Genomic DNA, 6794 nt, shown 5'->3' on the forward strand with positions numbered 1-6794 from the left:
TCAGAAGTTCACGCGTGCCCGGACGCCATAGCTCTGGGCGTCGTTCAGGAAGCGGATGTTGAGCGCCGATCCGACCAGCGCCTTGGTCGACGCCTGCTGATCGGTGAAGTTGGTCGCCCACGCCTCCAGCCGGTAATTGCCGATCGTGTAGCCGACGCCGAGGTTCAGCGTGGTGAAGCCCACCTGGCGATCGGGGAAGCCGGCCTGCGCCGCGCTCTGCCGCTCGCCGTCGAGGAAGACGATGTCCTTCTCATTGAACTGCGACAGGAAGTAGGACGAACGATAGTTCAGCAGCGCCTGCCAGTCGAACCGGCCGCGGCCCATTTCGAACCACTGCGCCAGCTTCACGCTGACATTGTACTTGGATGCCAGCGGCAGGCGGTTGCCCGTCAGGTCGATCAGCGGCGATTCGCCCGTCTCGTTGTTCTGCCCGCGCGCGTCGGCGACGGTGCCGCGCGTGATCTTCGTGTCGAGGAACGCGAAGTTGGTATCGAGCGAGAAATTGCCCGGCAGGTTGAAGCGCGCCTCAGCCTCCAGACCGTAGATGCGCGAGGCGCCGATGTTGCGGTTCACCAGCGAATAGCCGTTGCACTGCGGCGGCGTCTGCGTGGTGTCGAGGTTGATGCAGGTCAGGTCCTGGAACACCTGGTCCTGATAGTCATAATAGAAGCCGGTCAGGTTCAGGTACGCACGGCGACCGAAAGCGGTGAAGCTGTTGCGCGACCCCGCCTCGAACACGGTCAGGCTTTCCGGCTTGAACGTCTCGGGGATCGGCGAGGTCTGGAACGTGTCGTTGAACCCGCCCGACTTATGCCCGGTCGAAACCTTCGCGTAGAGCATGTTGTCCGACGTGATGTCATATTCCAGCCCGACGCGATAATCGACGAAGTTGAACTTCGCCGAGCCGCGCTGCTGCCCCGGGATCGTCAGATTGGCATAGCTGAAGCCGCCGTTGGTGCCGGTCGGGCACGTGACGAACCCATTGTCGATGTCCGGCCGCGTGAAGCAGGTGCCGTTCGGGTTCGTACCGTTGGCGATCGAGCCGATCTGCTGGATCAGCGTGTCGCGCGCGCCCGGGCTCTTGATGCCTTCGATCAGGAACTGGGCATATTGCTGCGGCGTGGTCAGGCCGGTGACGTTGAAGTTCGGCCGGTCGAGCAGCGCCGGGCGGAAGCCCTCGGTGCCGAGCCGGGTGCTGACGCAGCACGCGCCATCCGCGCCGCCCAGCGTCAGCGCCCAATTGCCGCCGATGCCGTAACGCGACTTCTTCTCGTCGGTGTAGCGGATGCCGCCGATCACGCGCAGGCGATCGGTCACGTCATACGTGCCGTCGGCGAAGAAGGCGAAGCTTTCGCCGTTCACGTCAGGCATCGTGAACTCGGTGCCCGAATAGCAGCAGTAACCGCGATCGGCGACCGCCATATAGCCGACCTGCTGCTTCTCCTTGAAGTAGAAGCCGCCCAGGTTCCAGCGCAGCGACTGGTCGGAATCGGCGCTTGCGCGCAGCTCATAGACCTGGCTCTGCGATTTGGTCTGCCAGAAGTTGTTCGAGAAATTGTCGAACTGCACCGTCGAATAATCGCGGCCGTTCCACGCGATGCTCTCGCTGCTGGCATTGGACTGCATGAAATCGACCGAGCGGTAGCTGCCCGTCGCCTCGACCGAGAAGGTGTCGAAGCGATAGCCGATCTTGCCCTGAACGCCCCAGAGCTCGTTCTCCATGTCGCCCTGCTGGCCGCGATAGACGACGCGGCGCAGATCGAGCTGCTCGGGCCGCAGCCCGGTCGCCTCCACGGCGGCGAAGATGTTCGCGCCCGGATAGCCGGTGCCGGTTTCCTTGCCATAGTCACCGACGACCGACAGCGAGAGACGATCGGTCGGCTCCCAGCGCAGCGACACGCGGCCGGCGTAATTCTCTTCGAGGCCGGCAGGCTTCAGACGGCTCGCCTGCGGATCGGGCGAGGCGTTCTTGAAGCCATAATCCTTGTTCACATAATAACCGGCAACGCGGGCGGCGAAATTGTCGCTCAGCGGCACGTTGATCGCGCCCTCGGCGGCATAGCTGTCGCGATTGCCATATTCGGCCTGCGCATAGCCGGTGACGCGGTCGAACGTCGGCTTGGCGGTGATGATGTTGAGCGTGCCGGCGAGCGCGTTGCGGCCGTACAGCGTGCCCTGCGGCCCCTTGTTCACCTCGACCCGTTCCAGATCGTAGAACATGAGGCCAAGGCCGCGCGGACGCGGGATGTAGGAACCGTTCAGGTGCGGCGCGGCGCCCGGATCACCCAGTTCGGTGTTGTTCGAGGATCCGACGCCGCGGATGAAGATCTCGATATTGCCTTCCTGGTTGGCGATGTTCAGCCCCGGCACGGCCACCCCCAGGTTCCGCACATCGGTGATGCCGCTCTTGCGCAGGTCATCGGCGGACAGGGCCTGCACCACGCCCGACACGTCCTGCAGATTCTGCTCACGACGGTTGGCGGTGACGACGATGTCGTCGGTGCCCTGTTCGGTCGCCTGCGGCGACGTCGGGCTGGTCGACTGGTCCTGCTGCGGCGTTTCGATCACCTGCGCGACGGCAGGCATGGCGGTGCCCGAAAGGAGCAGCGCTGCCAATGGCAGATAAGTGGTCCTGGCCATGATAACTCCCTGAGACGTTTGTTTTTTTAGTTGTTGTTATTCGGGCAAGCGGTGCCCGCGCCGTTCGCCTGCACCAGGCGCGCCCGCGAAATCGTCAGGTCGAGCGTGCCGTCGGTCGTCAGAGAAAGCGGTGCCGTGACCTGGCGCATGTCCGCGCCGGCCTTGGCGAAACAGGAAAGCGGCACGGTCAGCGTCGTCCAGACGCCCGGCTTTGCCGCCCGCAAAGCGTCGGTGACCGGCACCTCGCCGGCACAGCGCTCGCCGCAGGCGACGCCCGCGGTCACTGCCCGGCTGGGCGCACCATCCACCTTGAGGTCGATCTGCACGGCAAGCGCGCCGTTGGTCTCGCGCATCAGGTCGGCGGGCGCGCTGTCGACGATCGCCGCGACCGCCTTGCCGCGGCCGGTCCATGCCAGCCGCACGCTGTCTTCCTGCGCGCGCCGGTCAGCGCCGCGGGCGGTGATGAGGTCGGGGCCCGGGTTGGGCGACAGGGCACCCGGCGCACCGATCAGCAGGCGCCGTCCGGTGCCGGGCCGCCCGGCATCGAACAGGATCGTGCGATCGCCGCTCGCCTGGGTCGCGCGCTGCTCCGGCAGCGGCGCCAGATCGCCGCGATCCTTCAGCGTCAGGCCAAAGCCATAGGGGAACAGCGGGTTATAGTCCGCATCGCCCACGTTGACCGCCGTCTGGTCCGACGTGCGCGGCCAGCTGTACGGCAGCTTGCCGCGGAAATCGGCCTTGCCGAACAGCACGTCCGCCACGCCGCCGCCCTCGCTGCCCGGCAGCCACGCCGCGACAAAGGCGTCCGAGGCGTTGAGGTACGGGTTCACCCACAGCGGTCGGCCAGACAGGAACACCGACACGGTCGGGATGCCCGCCGCCTTCAGCTTCTTGAGCAGCGCCAGATTGTCCTGCGCATCGTCAAAGGCGACATCGGCGCGGTCGCCCTGGAATTCGGCATAGGGATCCTCGCCGAACACCACGACCGCCACGTCGGGCTTCTGCGTGAAGCGGCCGTCGGCCGACAGGTCGACCGTCGCGCCCACACCCTTGGCCACCTCGCGCATGCCCTCGGCGATGGTCTGCGCCTTGGGGAAATCGGTCCGGCTGGTGCCGGTACCCTGCCAGGTCAGCGTCCAGCCACCGGTCTGCTTGGTCATGTTGTCCGCGCCGTCACCGGTCAGCAGGATGCGCGCGCCCGGCTTCAGCGGCAGCACGCTGCCCGCATTCTTCAGCAACACCAGCGACTGGCGCACCGCCTCGCGCGCCACGGCGCGATGCTCCGCGCTGCCGAGCAGGTCGTACTGTCCGGCGAGCGGGCGGGTGGAGGGCTTGCCCGCGTCCATCAACCCGGCGCGCACCTTCACGCGCAGGATGCGGCGCACGGCATCGTCCAGCGTCGCCATCGGCAGCCGGCCGTCCTTCGCCTGCGCCAGCGTATTGTGCCACAGCCCCTTCCAGCTGTCGGGCGCCATCGCCATGTCCAGCCCGGCGGTGAACGTCTGGTAGCAATTGTCCGCGGTGCAGCCCTCGACCTGGCCATGACCGTTCCAGTCGCCGACCAGGAAGCCGTCAAAGCCCCAGTGATCCTTGATCACGCCGCGCAGCAGCGACCGGTTGCCGTGCATCTTGGCGCCGTTCCAGCTCGAGAAGCTGACCATGATCGACTGCACGCCCGCCTCGATCGCGGGAACATAAGGCGCGGCGAACAGGCGACGCAGCGTGGCCTCGTCGGTGCGCGCATCACCCTGGTCCTTGCCGCCGGCCGTGCCGCCGTCGCCCAGGAAATGCTTGGCGGTCGCGATGATATGGTTGCCGCGCAGCCAGTCGCGGTCGCCCACCTTGCCCTGCAGCCCCTCGATCAGCGGGCGGGCGTAAGCGGTGGCGATTTCGGGATCCTCGCCGAACCCCTCATAGGTGCGGCCCCAGCGATCGTCGCGCACCACCGCCAGCGTCGGGGCAAAGGTCCAGTCCAGGCCAGTGACGCGCATTTCCGCGGCGGTCACTTCGCCGATCCGGCGCATCAGTTCGGGATTGCGCGCCGCGCCGAGCCCGATGTTGTGCGGAAACAGCGTCGCGCCCACGACATTGTTGTGCCCGTGAACGGCGTCCGATCCCCAGATCACCGGGATCCGCGGCAGCGCGCCATGGGGGCGCATCGACGCCTCATAGAAGGCATCGGCGGCGGCGACCCAGGCCGGGGCGGTGACATGATGGCCCTCGCCGGGCTTGGAATTGCCGCCGTTCAGCACCGATCCCAGATGATAGCGATAGACGTCTTCGGGCGTCACGCTGGCGATGTCGGCCTGCACGACCTGACCGACCTTCTGCTCCAGCGACATGCGGCGCAGCAGATCCTCGACGGTCTTTTCCACCTTGGCGTCGCGCGTCGCGGGCAGGGCGGGCTTGGCCCAGTCCGCCGGCGTTGCGATCGCGCTCGGGGTGGCGGTGGCTGTCGCCTTGGCGGGTGTGGATGATGCGGCGGGCACCTGCGCCTGCGCGGGGGAAGCGGCGAGCCCCGCCGCCAATGCAACATAGCCCACGCGATTCAGCACTCTCAGCACGCTCATCCCCTCTGAAAACTTCCCTGTCCCGACGCTATCGTTGCCCGTCGGTGGCGCAGTGTCTTGACAGCGTTGTCTAAACAGCGGTTTGGCAACGTTGTCAATTTTGAAGTCGCGAGCGGCTGTCATGGTGCGCGTGCCATCTCGGGCGCGTGCTGTGATCGGGCGGCAAATCGGTGCGGCCGTGCGTATTGTCGCTTGGCGCGCATTGTACGGGGCCGGTTGGCGGGGCATCGTCGCGCGCCGGCCGGTCCGGACCGCTCAGGTGCCAAGGCGGCCGGCGCGCAAGGGTCGCAGGTTGGGGCAGGGGGACTCGGATCGGGATGGAAGCAGGCGACAAGCGGCAGGTGCGGGCGACCATCACCGATGTGGCGGCGCGATCCGGCACCTCGATCAAGACGGTCTCGCGCGTCTTCAATGACGAGCCCTTTGTTCGCCCCGAGACGCGCAGGCGCGTGCTCGAGGCCGCGGCGGCGCTGGATTACCATCCCAACATGGCGGCGCGCAGCCTGGTGCGCGGGCGCTCCTTCCTGATCGGCCTGTTCTACGAAAATCCCAGCCCCAATTATGTTGTCGACCTCCAGACGGGGGCGCTCGATCGCCTGCACGACGAACGTTATCGCCTCTTGCTCTTTCCGTGCGAGAATGCGCGCGCCGTCTCCGGCCGCCTTCTCCAACTCGCCCGCACCTCTGGGCTTGAGGGAATCGTGCTCGCCCCGCCGCTCGGCGACGATCCGCAGACGGTGCGCGATCTGGTGGAGGCGCGCATGCCCTTCGTGCGCATCGCGCCGACCACCGCGCTCGATGCCTCGCCGACGGTGGGGATCGATGATGGCGCGGCAGCGCGGGAGATGACGGATCACCTTCTGTCGCTCGGCCATCGGCGGATCGCCTTTGTGCAGGGCGATCCCGACCACCCGTCGAACAGCCAGCGGCTGGACGGTTTCCGCGGCGCGATGCAGGCTGCCGGGGCGACGGTCGACGAACGGCTGATCGAACAGGGGCGTTATACGTTCGAATCCGGGCTCGCCGCGGGCCGCCGCATCTTTGCCGATCGCCAGCGGCCGACGGCGGTGTTCGCCGCAAATGACGATATGGCGGCAGGCGTGGTGGTCGCCGCCAAGGAGGCGGGGCTGGACGTGCCCGGCCATGTCTCCGTCGCGGGCTTCGACGACAGCCTCATCTCGCGTGTCACCTGGCCGCAGCTCACCACGATCCACCAGCCGACCTACGACATGGCGCACGCGGCGACCGACGCCCTGCTCGCGCTGATCGAGAAGCGCCCCCTGACGCCGGCGATCCGTCTCCAGCACCAGCTCCTGGTCCGCGGCTCAACCACCCGAACCGCGTCGCTCTGATTCCCATCTGGCCAGGCGCATGCCTTCCGCGGCCAGATTCGCCCGATTCTGTTCCGCAGGGCGGCCGCAAGGCACGATGATTCGGCCGGAGCGCGCCGGCGGCACAGCGGCGGCGGGGTTCTGAAACCCGCGGAAAAGCGTGGTTTTGTTGGAGTTGTGTAGGAAGACTGCAAAAAGTGTTTGACGGTGTGGGCGGGTGCACCTAGATGGGTGTCACCGCAGCGGTGGCCCG

At 67.0% G+C, this 6794-nt stretch carries 3 protein-coding genes; 1 reads left to right on the forward strand and 2 read right to left on the reverse strand.

What is annotated here, in order from left to right:
- Complete coding sequence (locus L8F96_RS11695) at positions 1 to 2640, reverse strand: TonB-dependent receptor (protein WP_334656066.1); 2640 nt, start codon at positions 2638 to 2640, stop codon at positions 1 to 3.
- Between the two features lie 26 nt (positions 2641 to 2666).
- Positions 2667 to 5204 carry a glycoside hydrolase family 3 protein gene (locus L8F96_RS11700; RefSeq protein ID WP_417158969.1) on the reverse strand — a complete coding sequence of 846 codons (2538 nt, stop codon included), beginning with the start codon at positions 5202 to 5204 and terminating at the stop codon, positions 2667 to 2669.
- Positions 5205 to 5527: 323 nt separating this feature from the next.
- Between L8F96_RS11700 and L8F96_RS11705 the strand changes: the two genes are divergently transcribed.
- On the forward strand, positions 5528 to 6562 hold the full coding sequence (locus L8F96_RS11705; protein ID WP_136450563.1) for a LacI family DNA-binding transcriptional regulator: 1035 nt from the start codon (positions 5528 to 5530) through the stop codon (positions 6560 to 6562).
- The last annotated feature ends 232 nt before the right edge of the window (positions 6563 to 6794 follow it).

Source organism: Sphingomonas panaciterrae (assembly GCF_036890205.1).
GTDB classification, from domain to species: domain Bacteria; phylum Pseudomonadota; class Alphaproteobacteria; order Sphingomonadales; family Sphingomonadaceae; genus Sphingomonas; species Sphingomonas panaciterrae.